Annotated in this window: 16 protein-coding genes; 7 read left to right on the forward strand and 9 right to left on the reverse strand. The window is 30.4% G+C overall.

Annotation, left to right across the window (positions count from 1 at the left end; all coding sequences use genetic code 11):
• Positions 1 to 27: 27 nt before the first annotated feature.
• The 3 genes from modA to modC are packed head-to-tail and all read left to right on the forward strand — an operon-like array spanning position 28 to position 2,181.
• Entirely contained in the window at positions 28 to 792 is a 765-nt protein-coding gene (modA, locus tag H3S88_RS10035; RefSeq protein ID WP_370528605.1) for a molybdate ABC transporter substrate-binding protein, read from the forward strand.
• Positions 793 to 804: 12 nt separating this feature from the next.
• Complete coding sequence (gene modB, locus H3S88_RS10040; protein WP_198228808.1) at positions 805 to 1,497, forward strand: molybdate ABC transporter permease subunit; 693 nt, start codon at positions 805 to 807, stop codon at positions 1,495 to 1,497.
• Positions 1,498 to 2,181, forward strand: a complete 684-nt coding sequence (modC, locus tag H3S88_RS10045; RefSeq protein WP_198228807.1) for a molybdenum ABC transporter ATP-binding protein — start codon at positions 1,498 to 1,500, stop codon at positions 2,179 to 2,181.
• Here modC and H3S88_RS10050 read toward each other — a convergent pair.
• The 4 genes from H3S88_RS10050 to H3S88_RS10065 all read right to left on the reverse strand — a co-directional run bounded on the left by H3S88_RS10050 (position 2,160) and on the right by H3S88_RS10065 (position 5,078).
• A complete protein-coding gene (locus tag H3S88_RS10050; RefSeq protein WP_198228806.1) occupies positions 2,160 to 2,912 on the reverse strand; it encodes a UDP-2,3-diacylglucosamine diphosphatase in 753 nt (250 codons plus the stop codon). The two genes, modC and H3S88_RS10050, sit on opposite strands and share 22 nt — an antisense overlap.
• Complete coding sequence (ppiB, locus tag H3S88_RS10055; RefSeq protein WP_198228805.1) at positions 2,905 to 3,396, reverse strand: peptidylprolyl isomerase B; 492 nt, start codon at positions 3,394 to 3,396, stop codon at positions 2,905 to 2,907. The genes H3S88_RS10050 and ppiB overlap by 8 nt, the downstream gene beginning before the upstream one ends.
• A gap of 71 nt (positions 3,397 to 3,467) precedes the next feature.
• Positions 3,468 to 4,319 carry a bifunctional methylenetetrahydrofolate dehydrogenase/methenyltetrahydrofolate cyclohydrolase FolD gene (gene folD, locus H3S88_RS10060; RefSeq protein WP_144091677.1) on the reverse strand — a complete coding sequence of 284 codons (852 nt, stop codon included), beginning with the start codon at positions 4,317 to 4,319 and terminating at the stop codon, positions 3,468 to 3,470.
• Positions 4,320 to 4,388: 69 nt separating this feature from the next.
• The gene (locus H3S88_RS10065) at positions 4,389 to 5,078 is read right to left on the reverse strand and encodes a DUF2884 family protein (protein WP_198228804.1); all 690 of its coding nucleotides are present in this window, start codon (positions 5,076 to 5,078) and stop codon (positions 4,389 to 4,391) included.
• A 710-nt stretch (positions 5,079 to 5,788) separates the two neighbouring features.
• Here H3S88_RS10065 and H3S88_RS10070 point away from each other — a divergent pair.
• On the forward strand, positions 5,789 to 6,055 hold the full coding sequence (locus tag H3S88_RS10070) for a GrxA family glutaredoxin (protein WP_025314989.1): 267 nt from the start codon (positions 5,789 to 5,791) through the stop codon (positions 6,053 to 6,055).
• Between the two features lie 53 nt (positions 6,056 to 6,108).
• Here the strand turns inward: H3S88_RS10070 and tsaB are convergent, their stop codons facing one another.
• The 4 genes from tsaB to H3S88_RS10090 all read right to left on the reverse strand — a co-directional run bounded on the left by tsaB (position 6,109) and on the right by H3S88_RS10090 (position 11,014).
• The gene (gene tsaB, locus H3S88_RS10075) at positions 6,109 to 6,789 is read right to left on the reverse strand and encodes a tRNA (adenosine(37)-N6)-threonylcarbamoyltransferase complex dimerization subunit type 1 TsaB (RefSeq protein WP_198228803.1); all 681 of its coding nucleotides are present in this window, start codon (positions 6,787 to 6,789) and stop codon (positions 6,109 to 6,111) included.
• Positions 6,790 to 6,818: 29 nt separating this feature from the next.
• On the reverse strand, positions 6,819 to 8,723 hold the full coding sequence (locus tag H3S88_RS10080) for an ATP-dependent DNA helicase (protein WP_198228802.1): 1,905 nt from the start codon (positions 8,721 to 8,723) through the stop codon (positions 6,819 to 6,821).
• 288 nt (positions 8,724 to 9,011) lie between these two features.
• Entirely contained in the window at positions 9,012 to 9,989 is a 978-nt protein-coding gene (locus tag H3S88_RS10085) for a glycosyltransferase family 8 protein (RefSeq protein ID WP_198228801.1), read from the reverse strand.
• A 47-nt stretch (positions 9,990 to 10,036) separates the two neighbouring features.
• Positions 10,037 to 11,014 (reverse strand): glycosyltransferase family 8 protein, encoded by a 978-nt coding sequence (locus H3S88_RS10090; RefSeq protein WP_198228800.1) that lies wholly within the window; start codon positions 11,012 to 11,014, stop codon positions 10,037 to 10,039.
• 153 nt (positions 11,015 to 11,167) lie between these two features.
• Here H3S88_RS10090 and H3S88_RS10095 point away from each other — a divergent pair, with 153 nt between their 5' ends.
• Positions 11,168 to 12,124, forward strand: a complete 957-nt coding sequence (locus H3S88_RS10095) for a glycosyltransferase family 8 protein (RefSeq protein WP_198228799.1) — start codon at positions 11,168 to 11,170, stop codon at positions 12,122 to 12,124.
• Here H3S88_RS10095 and H3S88_RS10100 read toward each other — a convergent pair whose 3' ends face one another.
• Positions 12,125 to 13,093, reverse strand: coding sequence for a glycosyltransferase family 8 protein (locus tag H3S88_RS10100; RefSeq protein WP_198228798.1), 969 nt, complete (start codon positions 13,091 to 13,093; stop codon positions 12,125 to 12,127).
• 141 nt (positions 13,094 to 13,234) lie between these two features.
• Here H3S88_RS10100 and H3S88_RS10105 point away from each other — a divergent pair, with 141 nt between their 5' ends.
• Together H3S88_RS10105 and H3S88_RS10110 are read left to right on the forward strand one after the other, a co-directional pair.
• A complete protein-coding gene (locus H3S88_RS10105; RefSeq protein ID WP_198228797.1) occupies positions 13,235 to 14,212 on the forward strand; it encodes a glycosyltransferase family 8 protein in 978 nt (325 codons plus the stop codon).
• A gap of 18 nt (positions 14,213 to 14,230) precedes the next feature.
• Positions 14,231 to 15,298 carry a glycosyltransferase gene (locus H3S88_RS10110; RefSeq protein ID WP_198228796.1) on the forward strand — a complete coding sequence of 356 codons (1,068 nt, stop codon included), beginning with the start codon at positions 14,231 to 14,233 and terminating at the stop codon, positions 15,296 to 15,298.
• The last annotated feature ends 29 nt before the right edge of the window (positions 15,299 to 15,327 follow it).

Genomic DNA, 15,327 nt, shown 5'->3' on the forward strand with positions numbered 1-15,327 from the left:
ACTAATTACGATCAATTATCTTTGGTAGTGAGGAATAGAATGAAAAAAATCTCTATATTAATTTTTGCTTTAACGACTTTAATATTCACTTTTACAGCACAGGCACTTGAAAAAGTTACGGTATTTGCAGCTGCGTCATTAACGAATGCGATGCAAGATATCGCTTCAGAATATAAATCAGATCATAAAAATGTTGAAGTCGTTTTTTCATTTGCCTCATCTTCGGTTTTAGCCAAGCAAATTCAACAAGGTGCTCCTGCCGATATTTTTATGTCAGCCGACCAAAAATGGATGACCTACCTTATTGAAAATAAATTAATTAAAGATAAAGAAGATTTACTTAAAAATGCATTAGTTTTGATTGCACCGGCACAATCAAAATTAAATAAAGTTGACATTCACATGAATACCAATTGGAATGAGATCCTTCCTAAAGGAGAAAGGATAGCAATAGGTGATCCCGATCATGTTCCAGCAGGGCTTTATGCTAAAGAGTCATTAACTCATTTAGGTGTATTTGACAAACTTGCACCACAATTTGCCCCTGCGAGTAATGTTCGTGATGCATTGATGTTGGTTGAACGCAATGAAGCAGCACTGGGTATTGTTTATAGTACTGATGCAAAAGTAAGTGATAAAGTAAAAATTGTTGGTATCTTTCCTGCTGAAACTTTTACATCTATTGAATATCCCGTTACTTTATTAAAACCTGAAGCAAACGATTTTTACCAATATTTAAAATCACCACAAGCTAAAACGATTTTTGAAAAATACGGATTTGTAACTAAATAGTAACGAATTATTATGATATTGACCGTATTTGAATGGCAAACATTGCTACTTAGTCTAAAAATAGCTGGAGTAGCAATTCTATTTAGTTTGCCTATTGGTATTTTGACCGCTTGGATTTTAGCTAGATGTCAATTTTATGGGAAATCGCTTTTTGATAGCATTATACATTTGCCTTTAGTTTTACCGCCGGTAGTACTTGGTTATTTATTACTATTAACGATGGGACGCAACGGTATCATCGGCAGTTGGTTAAATCACTATTTAGATATTAGCTTTAGTTTTAACTGGCAAGGTGCTGCTTTAGCTTCTGCTGTGGTGGCATTTCCATTATTGGTTCGCTCAATTCGTTTAGCGATAGAATCAATTGATTCACGTTTAGAAAATGTCGCACGCACATTAGGTGCAAATCGTTTACGAGTATTTATGACAATCACACTACCTTTAGCTTTTCCTGGTATTTTAATGGGCACAGTGCTAGGTTTCGCACGTTGTCTTGGCGAATTTGGTGCTACTATTACATTTGTATCGAATATTCAAGGTGAAACGAGAACCCTTCCCCTAGCAATGTATACATTATTGCAAATGCCTAATGGAGAAAATGCCGCTTTAAGGCTATGCATTATTTCAATTGCGCTATCGTTGGTTGCGCTATTTTTATCAGAAATGTTAAACCGCTGGCATAAAAGGAAATTATTGGGACAATAAATGATGATAAATATAGATATTATTAAACAATTGACCACTTTTTCCTTTGAATTTAAGCAAACCATTCCCTGTCAAGGTGTGACAGCTATTTTAGGTGTTTCAGGTGCGGGCAAATCAACATTAATAAACTTAATAAATGGTTTGATTAAACCTGATAAGGGTAAAATTTTACTTAATGATGTGACGTTGGTTTCGACTCAACAAAATATTTTTGTTCCCCCTGAACAAAGGAATATTGGTACCGTTTTTCAAGATGCTTTACTTTTCCCTCACTTGAAAGTATTAAAGAATCTTACTTATGGCGCAAAGAAGATTAATCAACAAAAATTCGATGAAATTATTGAAGTACTCAACATTAACCACTTATTAAAACGCTACCCGACGATGTTGTCTGGTGGTGAAAAACAACGAGTAGCAATTGGTCGGGCGTTATTAACCAATCCCCAATTATTATTAATGGATGAGCCATTATCGGCATTAGATATGCCAAGAAAAAAAGAGTTATTAAGCTATATTGATATATTAGTTAACGAGTTAAAAGTGCCGATCATTTATGTCACTCATAACATTAATGAAGTTAAACGTATAGCGAACTATGTAGTTATTTTAGAACAGGGAAAATTACTGTCTCATGGGAAAACTCAAAACATTTTACAAAGTGATTATTTAAAAGAGTGGTTATAAAGCTGCAATGTATCACAATTACTGTCTTGTTTAATGTAAGATACGCCATCATGCCAAGCGCCTAACACCAATCGACTAGCAGGTTTACCATCAATTAAAAATTCATGTGTCGCTGGCTTATGTGTATGACCATGTACCATAATATTGGCATTATATTTACTCATCATCTTTTCAACAGCTTGTTGATTCACATCCATAATACTTTCTGATTTAATTTGATTGTGTAAACTGCTCTTTTGTCGCAATTTGCCTGCAATCTTTAAACGAATAAACAGCGGAAGTTTCAAGAAAAGTTTTTGTAACCATTTTTTATGCATGATCTTACGAAATTTTTGATACTGTGGATCATCCGTGCATAATAAGTCACCATGTAAAAAGAGGATATTACTATATGCATTAGGTAAACAGTTAATATCCGCTAAAATCGTCATATTACATGATTTAGCATATCTTTCGCCTAATAGGAAATCACGATTACCATGAATAAAATAGGTTTTAATTTGCCGTTTTGTTAGTGATCGCAATGCAAGTGAAATTTGTTGATGTAACTTTGAATCAACATCATCACCTATCCAGTAGTCAAATAAATCACCAAGAATATAGAGTTCACAGCAATCAGGTAGGCTCTCTAAGAAAGATAAAAAGCCTGCGGTTATATCAAAATAACCCGAAGCAGGCTCATTATCCGTTAGATGAATATCTGCAATAAAATAACGAATTGGATTATTCAACCGTTACACTCTTAATGATTACATCTTCAACAGGCACATCAGAATGCATACCACTGCGCCCTGTTTTTACTCCTTTAATTTTATCAACCACGTCCATACCATCAACCACTTGCGCAAAAACACAATAGCCATAACCATTAATGTCTGATGAACGATAATTTAAATAATCATTATCAACGACATTAATAAAAAATTGCGCAGTAGCAGAATGAGGATCGGATGTGCGAGCCATAGCTAAAGTGCCACGATTATTTTTCAAGCCATTATCCGCTTCGTTTTTGATCGGAGACTTGGTTTTTTTCTGCTTCATACCAGGTTCAAAACCACCGCCTTGAATCATAAAATTATTAATGACTCGGTGGAAGATAGTATTGTTGTAGAAACCTTCTTGGCAATATTCAACAAAATTTTTAACTGTTTCTGGCGCTTTATCGTCAAAAGTATCAATTTTTATATCACCTAAAGAAGTGTGAAATATAATCATAAAATGTTCCTTATTATTTTCATTTTTTAACTTACATTTACAAATCAAAAACTAAAAGAATGATTCTCTATTTATTTGCCAAATTTTTCACATGCTTCAAGCGTGTTACTCATTAACATTGCAACAGTCATTGGACCAACACCACCAGGAACTGGAGTTATCCAACCCGCACGTTCAACGGCGGTTTCAAATTCAACATCCCCAGCGAGTTTACCGTCGGGTAATCGATTGATACCGACATCAATCACAATTGCTCCTGGTTTGATCCATTCACCTTTAACATAATTGGCAATACCAACACCTGCAACAACAATATCTGCATTGCTGACATGTTTAGCTAAATCCACGGTACGACTATGAGTAATCGTAGTTGTGCAACCTAGTAATAAAAGCTCAAGTGCCATAGGGCGACCAACAATACTTGAAGCTCCCACAACGGTGGCATTTAATCCAGCTAAATTAATACCCGTTGATTCTAACATTTTAACCACACCATAAGGGGTACATGGACGTAAAAGCGGATCTCGTTGTAGTAAATGACCAATATTATAGGGATGAAAACCATCAACATCTTTACTAGGATGTATACGTTCAAGGACTTTAGTTTTATCAATATTATCTGGTAAAGGAAGCTGAACTAAAATACCATGGACATCATCACGTTGATTAAGTTTATCAATAAGAGTTAATAACTCTTCTGTTGTGGAAGTGGGAAAATCATAAGAAAAAGAAGCAAATCCGACATCATCACAGGCCTTTTGCTTATTTCTAACATAAATTTTTGAAGCTGGGTCTGATCCCACCTGCACTACAGCAAGCCCTGGAACAGATAACCCTTTTTCAATTCGTTGTTTTACCTTATTAGCAATATCATCTCTGATTTGCTTCGCTAAAAATTTTCCATCAATAATATTGGCTGTCATAAACTTGTGTATCTTCAACTGGATTGATAATAGTGGGATATTTTCGCAAAAGTTTTTATTAATGTCTATTCACTTATAAGTTGATTGGTTAAGTTGAGTTAATATTTGTTGATATTGACCATCAATATCAGTGATAACGGAACAAATATGAGCATCAAAAGCTTTTAGTTTAGGCTTCTGAGCTTTCCATTCATTTTTCGAGATCTGTTTTATTGCGCCATAATTTTTAAAAAAATCAAAATTTATAATGCTACCCCCTACTACATTATAAAAAATATGCGTACCTATATCCTCACCATCTTTTTTTAAATTATTAAAATTTTGGTAATAAAATTGAGTATTACCACTTTCTGATGTTATAGATTTATGGAGTAATTTCACTAATCTTTTATATAATTTATTTAATTCACGATGCAGTTCATTATCGTTACCTAATTTATTTTTTATCGCATTTTCAAATGTTATTTTAACTTCTGATAAAAGGCTTAATGCTTCTTGTTCTAATTTTGGTAATTGCTGTCGCAAATCTGTCTGGAATTTTTGGGTTTGTTTTTCGAGTGGAGGTTGCAGTAAAACGGTTTTTTCATTAAATACAACTTTTCCGTTAGATTTGATCATTAAATCATTTTTTTTATTGAAAATATGAACACTTTCTTTGTTTATTACGATGTTATAGCTTGGTTTAACTGGACACTCTTTTTGAGCGGCAAATAATGTGGCAGGAAAAATGATTACCATCAATAATAATTTCTTTAACATATATATATCCAGTTTTTTTATTAGAATAAATTATAGCGGTTGATTCTCAATTAATATAATAAAAAATCTTTATTATGTCATTCCAGTTTATCTGGAATTTATTAGAGCGTTTTTTAAGTATAAGTAACAATAAACTTATTAATAAAAGATATTATTCATCTATTCTTATCAAGGTTGCTTAAATTACTTATCTAAAGCATTTTTTATTTAACCATTTTTAAAGATATTTTTTAGATCGTCATAGCGTGTGCGTTGCAATCTCTCTTACCAGACCAACCCAATACAGTTGATGAATGAAGTTGCCAAGCATATATATCTAATTTATACTGAAACGTATAGTTAACCTGAAACTTTTTTACAACAATTAAAAATTTTTTGAAGATTCAACTCCACTCATTAGTTTTATTTTAGTTGTTCCGTTTCAATAATTATTTTTAACTAATAGGTTATGTACTATTTCATTTTTATAAAAGTCTAATAACAGGATATGAAAAATTTCAGGTTCCTGAATGTTATAATAAATTAACCCAATAAATACTACGAATAAAAGAAACATATTAAAGTTATCTCTTTTACAGACGATCTTTATAATGAACTCATAGTATCAATAGATATAATCTATTAAAACAACTATATTTAACTGCTTTTTTTTCTCAAAAAGTAAAGTATAGTATTTATATATTCAAAAAATAATTTATCAGAGGTGAAAAATGTATACTGTAATTTTTGGTCGTCAAGGTTGTCCATATTGTGTTCGAGCTAAAGAGTTAGCTGAAAAACTGTCTAAAGAACGTGATGATTTTTCTTATCGTTATATCGATATTAATGCTGAAGGCATTACTAAAGAAGATCTTTCTAAAAGTGTTGGCAAACCAGTAGAAACAGTTCCTCAAATTTTTATTGATGAAAAGCCAATTGGTGGTTGCACTGATTTTGAAGCTTATGCTAAAGAGCATTTGGGACTATTTAGCGAGTAAGCGAACATAGTTTTTTGATATTCATTTAGCCACCATTAGGTGGCTTTTTGTTTTTAACGGCCAGGCAGTTTTTGCCATGTAACTTCATTACGCAAATAGGTTGGCTCAGCATTTTCAACACTAACCCATTCATCTTTTTGCCACTTCTTATCGGCTATGACAATTAAATCCTGAGCATGTGGTAATAAAATATCGCTTGTGTGAATATTTTCCAGCATATCTGGATAAGTTTGCCATCCAGTACCAGCACTATAACTATCATTATAAATATGTTGAACTTTATCTATTACTTTTTCTGGCGCAATGACACACTCTGGAATAATTGCTTGCCAATGGTCATCAATGTATTGATATTGACCTAGATAGACTTCATTCATTCTGGCATCTATCGCAGGAATAACATTTGTTATCTGTCTGGTACGATACACCCCCTGAGCTAATGTCATTAAGGTTGAAACCCCTATCATTGGTTTATCAATACCGAGTGCTAATCCTTGCGCTACACCTATACCAATTCTAACACCAGTAAAACTACCAGGACCTGCCCCAAAGGCTACAGCATCTACCTGAGAAAGTGAACAATCCGATTGTTTTAAAAGATTGTCAATCATAGGTAAGATCTGCTTAGTGTGATCACGGGCAGAAATTTTAAAATCGAATGTGATTTCATTACAATAGAGTAATGCAACAGAGCAAGCTTCTGTAGCGGTATCAATGGCTAAAATAGTACTCATTTTTTTCCCAAAATAATTTATTTTTGTAATTAACTTTTAGCTAATAAAAAATTTATCACCTTATTTATATCACGTGTTCTTGGCGAAGGTGGCAAGCTATTAATAAATGTTGCACCATAAGCTCGCATCACTAATCGATTATCACAAATGATAATTGCACCTCGATCGTTATGGTGGCGTATTAATCGCCCAACACCTTGTTTTAATGTAATTACAGCTTCAGGTAATTGAACTTCATTAAATGCATCGCCCCCTTGCATTTGACAATCTTCCATACGGGCTTTAATTAGAGGATCATCTGGCGAAGTAAAAGGTAATTTATCTATGATAACACATGAGAGGGTGTCTCCCCTAACATCAATACCCTCCCAAAAGCTACTGGTTGCAATCAGTAGTGCATTACCTTTATGGATAAATTGCTCCAACAATTTAACTTTACTGATTTCGCCCTGAACCAATACCGGCAAAGTGGTTAATTCTCGAAATTGTTTGGCTAGTGCATTCATCATTGCATAGGAAGTGCATAAAAAGAAACAACGCCCTTGATTAGCTTCAATAACAGGCAAAAGAATATCGATTAATTTCTGTGCATTCCCTTGTTCATTTGGTGAAGGAATATAGCGTGGAACACACATAATAGTTTGATTTGCATAATCAAATGGACTTTCTAGAATGAGCGACTCTGCATTATCTAAGCCTAAACGTTTGGTAAAATAGTCCAATCGATTATCAACCGATAGTGTTGCAGAAGTAAAAATCCAACTTCCATCACGTTCAGCAATTAATTGAGTGAATTTGTCTGCCACCGATAATGGAGTCAAAGCAAAAATAAAATAGTTATTAGTGCATTCATACCAATAACTAAAGCCTGTTATATTTGTCTGCTGTAATCGACTCAAAAGAGCATGATATTGCTTTATTCTTTCAAAACAATTATCTAAAGTTGACGACCGTCCCACAGCTAGTAATAAAACTTCATGACAAAAATTTAAAGCATCAACCAAATAAGATAACTCATTTTTTACTGCTTCTTGATTGAATAAATAGCGTAAGTTTCCTTTTGGCGAATGTTGGTTGATGACTAATCGTAGATCTTGTGTGCATTTTTGAAGTTTATCCGCACACTGCTGTAACTGTGCCATATCTTTCACTTCAGTGCGATATGTAAGATTTATTTCCTTAGCCAGATCGAACAGTTGCCGGCTAGTTAACTGTTGCCCAAAGTAGTGACAAGCTAGATCGGGTAGCTGATGTGCTTCATCAAAAATCATAACATCCGCTTTAGGGATAAGTTCCCCAAACCCCGTATCTTTTACTACTACATCAGCTAAAAATAGATGATGATTCACCACGACAACATCTGCGTTTAATGCTCGCTTACGCGCTTTGACAACATAGCAATCATTATAATGTTCGCAGTCACTCCCTAAACAATTATCGTTAGTACTGGTTAAAATTGACCAAACAGGATTGTCTTCAGTTACAGTTGTACATTTACTAATATCACCATCTTTAGTTTTAATTGACCAATTTTTAACTCGAACAAGATCGATGCGTAAATCTTTATCAAGATCGCCTGCGCCTGCATATTGATGATACAACCGCTCTAGACAAAGATAATTAGCTCGCCCCTTAAGGAGTGATATTTTACCTGTGTAATTAAGGGCTTTTTTTATTATAGGTAGATCTTTACTAAAGAGTTGCTCTTGTAAATTTTTCGACCCCGTTGAAAGAATTACTTTTTTATCACTACGCAAGGCTGGCACTAAATAAGCAAATGTTTTGCCTGTTCCGGTTCCCGCTTCCACCACCAGAGAATGTTGCGCATTGATTGCTTCAGTGACTTTATTTGCCATACGTCTTTGTGGCTCTCTTGCAATAAAACCATCTATAGCCGTCGCAAGCAAACCATTTTCTGCAAAATCATCAATCACTTAAAATGCACCAAATTAATAGATAAGCCCAATTTGTATTTAACACTGGAAAATTTATTTAAGAAATAAGTTAATGTTTGAAAAAATAAAATAATTATATATTTGAGATGAAATTATTGTCATGTGATTGAACAATTAACTATCATAATAACTATCTATACTATAACAATAACGAAAGCAAAAATATATACTAGAATATTCATGGTAAAGAAAAAGCTTAGTTAGAAATAGATTAATTTTTCAAATCAATAAACCAAATAAGCTCAAAAAATTAGGATTATTCAACCACTATAATTTTTTTAATTTAGTTTTTAAATAAATCATATAGTGCTTTATTCCTGATAAATATTTTTTCTGCTTAAACATTAGCTTTGAATAAGCTCGAATTGAAGAGGTTTTGTTATCATTATACAAAGGTAATAACATACCTTTCCAAGGTGAATTAGCAAAATAATGATCAAAAAAATCAGTTCGATAAGGTTGATGCCAAGGTTTATTTTTAGTTATATAGTGTATTATTTTAGTCGTTTTATCAACTTTTGCATCCTCATTACCATTTACAGTCAAAGCCGTTAGATTATTAAAATCAGAAGGCAGTAGTAATGTATTTTCTTTCATAACAATGTTTAAAACATCTTGATCAGCAAATGTATATACATTTCCATCATTAATAAGTTCAAAAGTTTTTTCTGTTAATTTATTTTCATTCCACAATGATGTATTAAAATAAATTACGCCAGCATTAAAATATTCACCATTAGGAATACCATACTTTTTACCTTGGCCATTTTGCATATACTCCGCATCAGGTACTACCGCTGCTATTTTATTATTTAAATCAATATTGAAAAGCTCATCCAAGCTACCAACACATAAGGTATCACAATCTAAATATAAAACTCTGCTTGTTATTTTTTGTAAAACTTCAGGAACAATAAATCTCAAACATGTTGCAATTGATATTCCTAAAACTAATGTGTCAGAATTTACTGAAAAATTATTATCTATTTCGTAACAAGTTATGGAGCAATCAAGTTGTTTGGCTATTGTTTCAAAATTAGATAAATTTTTTTTCGAAAGATTATTAGTAAATAAATGAAAATTAATCTCAATATTTGGGTTATTTTCAATAACTGACGTTAAAGATAAACCAGCTGGCATTGCATAATTATCATCGAAACAATAAGCAATATGATAGCCTTCATTTATCTGTGCTTTTTTATTCAAAACTAATGTATTTTTTATAAATTTATCACTATAGTTCATATCATTTTCCATACAACTAAAACCATTTTTCTATTTATTAGAATAAATTATTTTTTAAATGCTTTATGTTTTAAATATAAAATGTAATATTTAAAAGCTTTAAAATATTGATGTTTACTCGCTAACAATTTTGCATAACGTCTTGTGGTTGAAGGTGCATTTTCATTAGCCAATGATAATTTTTGATTAGCCCATGGCGAAGTAGCTATATAATGTTGATAAAGTGGTGTAATATAGAGTTGATACCAAGGTTTATTACCTGTTACATAATGGATGATAGCTGTATTGGCTTCAATGAGATTATCTTCATTACCGCCAACGGTAAGCGAAGTAATAGTGTTAAAACGTTTTGGTAAAAATACCGTTTTACCTTGCATTAAAATATTCAATACATCTTGATCAGCAAATTTATAGACTTTACCGCTGTTAATCATGTTAAATGCTTTTTCAGTTAGGTTATGTTCAACCCACATATCCGTATTGATATAAATCATACCTGCATTAAAATATTCTCCATAAGGAATATCGCAAGCCGCACATTGCTTTTCTTGTGTTTTACCGATATCAGGTACAACGGCTGAAAACTTATTTGTTAAATCAGTGGAAACAAGTTCATCAAGATTATTGGTACATAGTACATCACAATCAAGATATAAAACACGAGAAGTCACTTTATTTAAGATTTGCGGAACAACGAATCTTAGACACGTTGAAGCAGAAACATGTAAAACTAAAGTATCAGGATTTATCGAAAATTCATTACTAATTTCATAACAAATTATTGAAGTATTTTCTTTATTTAACTGATTGAATCGCTCGATTTTTTCATTTGATACATTATTGGCAAACAAATGGAAAACTAGATTTTTATCTGGATTATTTACTATCACAGATGACATTGCAATACCGGCAGGCATTGCATAATTATCATCAAAACAGAATGCTATGTGTAAAGTTTCTAAAGATGCTAGAGCATTATTAAATAATGTTGTAGTTTTACTGATAAAAAGATTTTCTGCTAACATGTTCTAGTAATACCGAGAATTTAAAGTTTGATTTATTGTAGCATAACCAATTATGATAAAAAAATTAACTATCAATTTCATATTTATATAACTATTTTGTAATGAATAAATAGCTATGATATATTAAAAAAATTGTATTAGTGAGTATTTGAAATGAATAATAGTATTATTAATATTGTATATTGTACTGATTCAAATTATTTTGAACATGTAGGTGTATCTATAACTTCAATTATACTTAATAATAAACACCATAATATTCATTTTCATGTTTTTCTATATGATGTATCAGAAAAAGAGAAAAACAAATTACAGGAAATCAGCAGTTCAATTACTCTTTATTCAATTCCTATTGATGAGTTGAATAAATACTCGGACATCCAGAACAACAAAATAAAACATATCAATCGTTCGATGTATATTCGCTTATCTGTACCACGATTATTGCCTGATTATGTTGATAAATTCATTTATTTAGATGCGGATATTTTATGCTTTGGCGATATTTCTTCAATTTTGAATATTAATATAGGCTCCGTAGTGTGTGCTGTTACATCCGATTCTTTAGATGCAGATAATATGTTACAAAATAAAAAACGTTTAAATTTAGCATCTGAAAAATATTTTAATTCTGGTTTTTTATACATAAATACCGAGAATTGGAAAAAGTTTGATACTGAAAATAAAGCTAATCAAATATTATTATCGCCTCAAAATTATAATTTATCATATCCTGATCAAGATGCTCTGAACATTGTCTTACAAAATCAAGTTACTTATATTGATGTAAAATGGAATTATTTATTTACTTGGATGAATGACCAAGAAAAAGAATCTTTTTTCCATAATAAACAATCATTACCTTATTTTGTGCATTTTACGGGTGCAAGAAAAATTTGGTACCAAGAGCATACCGGTATTGCCCAAAATCTTTATTGCTTTTATAAGCACTTTACACCTTGGAGTAACAGCAGTTTAAAAAGTTATAAATCGAAAATGCGAGTAAATGATTATCGGATTTATTCTAAATCTTACTTAAAAAATAAAAAATTTATAGAAAGTGCTAAATATTATTTCCATTATTTAAAACTAAAACTATTTAAGAAGTAATTAGTTTATTTTTCTTAGTAAGTAGAAATAATAGAATTGCATAGCCGAAATAAATTTTTTTTGTTTAAAGCAGTACTTTGCATAATTCCGTAACCAAGATTTTTTTAAGGCTAATGGGCGTTCTACATTTTTCCAAGGTGATAGCTGATAATATTTTTTAAATAATTGGGAATTAAACGTTTGATACCATGGCTTATATCCTGTCACATAATGTAACAAAACAGTATATGGCGCAATTTCTTTCTCTTCATTGCAAGGGATAGTGATATGAATTTTAGTATTATATTTAATAGGTAAAAGGATAGTTTTATTTTCTAATAAAATATTTAGAACATCCTGATCTCCAAAGCGATAAACATTACCATCATTTATCGTTTTCATACATTGTTCTGTCATATTATTAACAAACCATTGTGTTGTATTAATGAGCAAAACACCAGAATTAAAATAATTTTCAGAATTGATGTTATATAAATCCTTAATAATATTTTTCATTACACTATCATCAGGTATAACACCTGCGACGTAATCATTTAATTCAATATTATATAAAGCATTAATTGGTTTTAAACATAAAATATCACTATCGATATATAGAAATTTTTCTGTTTCATCTTTTAATATATCAGCAATAATAAATCTAGCACACGACATTGCTGATAAATAACCTTGTACTAAGGTCTCTGAATTAATCTGAAAATTATTATTTAAATAATATATTTTTATAGTGATGGTTGAATTTACTAATTGTTTAAACTTTTCTAGGTTGACGGAAGATATTTTGTCAACAAATAAATGAAAACATATATGAGCATTGGGGTTATTATAAATAACAGAGGAAATCGTGACACCTGCTGGCAGCGCATAGCCATCATCAAATGCTAATGCTATGTGCATCATATCTGAATTTTGTTTATCTGATTGTGTGAAAATTTCTAATTCACTAATATATTTATTTGTAATACCCATTCCATTCATTTATTTTTTATAGTTTCTTTTCTTCATTTTAAATAAAATATATCCATGTGTAAATTTATTAAATTTCTGAGCTATATTTTAATAAAAATTGAATATATAATTAGTTAAATTTTTAAAATTTAATTACTTTACATGGTTAATACTCATAACTTTATCGATCAAATAAAACCTCTTTTTAATGAATACAATCCTCAATTTCAGACACTTGATATTGCTTTAGGTTTTGATAATAATTATGCAATGCCAGCTGGTGTCGCGATGTTATCAGTTATCGAAAACACGCCAAATTATAATTTAAATTTCCATTTATTTATTGATAAGGTTTCTGAAGAAAATATTCAAAAATTTAAAGAGTTAAGAAGAAACAATATTTCAATTACACTTTATTATTTGAATAATAACTTTAAAATAAATCCCAAAACTTTAGTTTTACATATTACTACTATATCTACTTGTATTCGTTTTATTATGCCTGAAATACTTGAATCAAAAACTAATAGATTAATTTATCTTGATAGTGATGTAATATGTTTGCAATCATTAGCAAAATTATCTCAATACAATATTGAAAATTATATTGCAGGTGTAATAACTGACACCAAAGATATGCAACAAACAATTAGTAAAATGTACCAAATCGATTCAACTAAATATTTTAATGCAGGTGTTCTTTTAATAAATACTAAAAAATGGTGTGAAGAAAATATTACAAAGAAAGCATTAGAACTCATTAATGATGGAAATGTATATAAATTTGCAGATCAAGACGTTTTAAACATTTTATTAGAAAACAGAACTCTTTTGTTGCCCGTAAAATTTAATACTAAAATAAAAATTTCAATTGATGCTCATCAAGAAAAAGATATTAGACCATATACAGTAATTTTACATTACATATCACAAAATAAACCTTGGTTTAAAGTTTATCAATCAAAAATATTTGACCATTATTTTCAGCTATCTCCATGGAAAAATGAAACGTTACCTTTGAGTGGAAACAGTTCATCAATTAGAAACTATGCTAAATATCTGATGAAACAAGGCGCTCAATGTAAATCTATTTATTATTATGGTGTTTACTTAAAGTATAAGCTATTTCAGAAAAAATAATTATCAGAAGAATATTATATGATGAATAAAGACGCACACGTTTCTGTTATTATTCCTTGTTATAATGTAAGGGATTATATCGCTACTTGCCTGGATTCTTTGATTAAACAACAGTGTTTACCCAAAGAAATAATTTGTATTGATGATGGTTCTACCGATGATACATTATTAATCCTTCAGAAATACTCATCAAAATATAATTATATAAAAATTATTCAACAGGATAACCAAGGTGTAAGCTCAGCTAGAAATAGAGGAATTGAAATAGCAACCGCTGATTTTATTTTATTTATTGATTCTGATGATATTATCAATACAAATTTACTCTATCAATTTGAATCATCATTGACTTCCAATCCTAACTTAGAGTTTTTTTATTTTAATTATACATCCTTTGAAGTTAGTAAGGCCCCACAAAAAACAAGCAAATTGATACCATTAGTGCAAAAAAAATTTGAATCCGGTACAGATCTATTAACTTATTTGCTTGAAAGAAAAAATTATTCAGGTGTTGTATGGAGATATATATTTAAACGAGATTTATTTACAAAAAACTTTATTGGCAAAAATCATGAAGATCATCTTGTTTCACTCTCTATTATATCTAGAGCTAAACTTTCTTATTATTTCAATAATAAGGAAGCTTATTTTCATCGAGTACACTCATCGTCATTATCGAATATAAATATAGATTCTATTTATGTACATACTTTAAAGAATGTATTAAAAGAATGTATACAACAAATTAATACATTACAATTATCAGAGTCTGCTAAACTTAATTATGTTTTATTAATGAATGTAACGTATTTAGAAACAGTATTAAAATCCAATCTACCAAAATCAAAAAAAGATAAAGATAGTTTAATTCAAGAATTAGGTCTGCTGAAATTATTAATCCGAATTTATACCAACAACAAACCAAATGTTATAAGAAATATTTTTTATATTTTAAAATTTATCAAACTTCATAATTGCTCATTATTAACAAAAAAAGTTTTACTAAGATGTGCTATAACCAAGCAATATCCTAACTTAAACATTAAAAGTAATTATGAGCAATATTCCTCATTGAATAAATTTTAGCAATCATTAAAAAATTAATATTAATAATA

The sequence above is a fragment of the Gilliamella sp. B14448G11 genome (genome assembly GCF_016101765.1).
Taxonomy (GTDB): Bacteria; Pseudomonadota; Gammaproteobacteria; order Enterobacterales; family Orbaceae; genus Gilliamella; species Gilliamella apicola_N.

What these genes read in the sequence shown, in the direction of transcription:
- modB (WP_198228808.1), top strand. Translation starts at nt 805, where the DNA reads ATGATATTGACCGTATTTGAATGGCAAACATTGCTACTTAGTCTAAAA.
- modC (WP_198228807.1), top strand. Translation starts at nt 1,498, where the DNA reads ATGATGATAAATATAGATATTATTAAACAATTGACCACTTTTTCCTTT.
- ppiB (WP_198228805.1), bottom strand. Translation starts at nt 3,396, where the DNA reads ATGATTATATTTCACACTTCTTTAGGTGATATAAAAATTGATACTTTT.
- folD (WP_144091677.1), bottom strand. Translation starts at nt 4,319, where the DNA reads ATGACAGCCAATATTATTGATGGAAAATTTTTAGCGAAGCAAATCAGA.
- H3S88_RS10065 (WP_198228804.1), bottom strand. Translation starts at nt 5,078, where the DNA reads ATGTTAAAGAAATTATTATTGATGGTAATCATTTTTCCTGCCACATTA.
- H3S88_RS10070 (WP_025314989.1), top strand. Translation starts at nt 5,789, where the DNA reads ATGTATACTGTAATTTTTGGTCGTCAAGGTTGTCCATATTGTGTTCGA.
- tsaB (WP_198228803.1), bottom strand. Translation starts at nt 6,789, where the DNA reads ATGAGTACTATTTTAGCCATTGATACCGCTACAGAAGCTTGCTCTGTT.
- H3S88_RS10085 (WP_198228801.1), bottom strand. Translation starts at nt 9,989, where the DNA reads ATGAACTATAGTGATAAATTTATAAAAAATACATTAGTTTTGAATAAA.
- H3S88_RS10090 (WP_198228800.1), bottom strand. Translation starts at nt 11,014, where the DNA reads ATGTTAGCAGAAAATCTTTTTATCAGTAAAACTACAACATTATTTAAT.
- H3S88_RS10095 (WP_198228799.1), top strand. Translation starts at nt 11,168, where the DNA reads ATGAATAATAGTATTATTAATATTGTATATTGTACTGATTCAAATTAT.
- H3S88_RS10100 (WP_198228798.1), bottom strand. Translation starts at nt 13,093, where the DNA reads ATGGGTATTACAAATAAATATATTAGTGAATTAGAAATTTTCACACAA.
- H3S88_RS10105 (WP_198228797.1), top strand. Translation starts at nt 13,235, where the DNA reads ATGGTTAATACTCATAACTTTATCGATCAAATAAAACCTCTTTTTAAT.
- H3S88_RS10110 (WP_198228796.1), top strand. Translation starts at nt 14,231, where the DNA reads ATGATGAATAAAGACGCACACGTTTCTGTTATTATTCCTTGTTATAAT.